The sequence below is a fragment of the Mesorhizobium sp. M7D.F.Ca.US.004.03.1.1 genome (assembly GCF_003998635.1).
GTDB lineage: Bacteria > Pseudomonadota > Alphaproteobacteria > Rhizobiales > Rhizobiaceae > Mesorhizobium > Mesorhizobium loti.
The window spans coordinates 1-1,484 of record NZ_RZQG01001213.1; the positions used below are offsets into that span (position 1 = coordinate 1).

Here is a 1,484-nt window from a genome sequence, read left to right on the forward strand (position 1 = left end):
GCTTGATGGCGTGGGTCATGACGTTGACCTGTGTGACCACCGCATTGGTGCCCCAAATCACCACGCAATCGGATTTCGCCATCTCGCGCGGGTCCGGCCCGCGCAAGGCGCCGGCCCCCATCATCCAGCCCGTCCAGGCGAGATTGGTGCAGATCGAACCGAAAAAGCCGGAATATTTCTTGGCGTGGCGCAGCCGGTCGATGCCGTCACGCTGCACCAGCCCCATCGTGCCGGCATAGTAGTAGGGCCAGACCGTCTCCGAGCCGTATTTTTCCTCGGCCGCGATGAACTTTTCGGCGACGAGGTCGAGCGCGGCTTCCCAGCTCGCTTCTTTCCAGGCGCCGTCGCCCTTGGCGCCCGCCCGCACCAGCGGCTTCAACAAACGGTCCGGATGATGGACGCGGTCGGCATAGCGGGCGACCTTGGCGCAGATGACACCGGCCGTGTAGCTGTTGGCCTTGGCGCCGTGGACGCGGCCGATGCGGTTGCCATCGAGCAGTTCGACCTCAAGAGCGCAGGTCGAAGGGCAATCATGCGGGCAGGCCGAATGGCCGATCCTGAGCTTGGTGTGCTGGTTCATGGCACTTGTCTAACGGCTTTCGGGCGTGACGTGTAGGGCCAGTTACACGCCGTCAGTTCGCTTGAAGAGCGCATTGTAGGCACCGCATTTTGGGCAATGCATATGGCGTTCTACATGCGCGGCCCCTGCGCCGGCGTCGACGGTAACCAGATTGCCTTCTCCGCATTCAGGACATTTTACGACAGCCCCGGGATTGATCGCCAAAACCTTCGCAGCCCCAAGCCAAGATTCCTTCGACACACTCACTCCGCCGTGCCTTCCTCATATTCGGCCGACATGGTCAGCCACTTTTCCTCGTGGCCAGCCAGCGTCTGGGCCAGTTGCGATCGCTCCTTGGCCAGCCGTGTCGCCGTCGAGGGATCCTTTTCATAGACCGCCGGATTGGACAGCTCGTCCTCGATGCCGTCGATGCGCTTGCGGATGCGGTCCATCAGCGCCTCGGTGGCGCGGATCTCCTTGGCCAGCGGCTCGAAGGCGGCGCGGCGTGCGGCCGCATCGCGGCGGCGATCGGCTTTTGACGCCTTGTCGGCCTCGCGCTTGCCGCGGCGGTCGCCGGACACGCCGGTGACCAGCGTCTTGTAGTCCTCGAGGTCGCCGTCATACGGGTTGACCGCGCCGTCCTTGACCAGCCACAGCCGGTCGGCCGTCGCCTCGAGCAGATGGCGATCGTGCGAGATCAGGATGACGGCGCCGGGAAATTCGTTCAACGCATGGATCAGCGATTCGCGGCTGTCGATGTCGAGATGGTTGGTCGGTTCGTCGAGGATGAACAGGTTCGGGCCTTCGAAGGCCGACAGGCCCATCAACAGCCGCGCCTTCTCACCGCCCGACAGATCCTTGGCGGCGGTGTTCATCTTCTCAGTGGTGAGGCCGAACTGGGCGACGCGGCCGCGCACCTTCGATT

The 1,484-nt window shown here is 63.8% G+C and carries 2 protein-coding genes; both read right to left on the minus strand.

Going from position 1 to position 1,484, the window contains the following annotated elements:
• A partial coding sequence (locus tag EN935_RS35685) for a molybdopterin-dependent oxidoreductase (protein ID WP_164771668.1) occupies nucleotides 1-580 on the minus strand: 580 nt, incomplete at its 3' end.
• 242 nt (nucleotides 581-822) lie between these two features.
• Nucleotides 823-1,484 (minus strand): ATP-binding cassette domain-containing protein (locus tag EN935_RS35690; protein WP_164771669.1); only part of this gene is annotated, 662 nt, incomplete at its 5' end.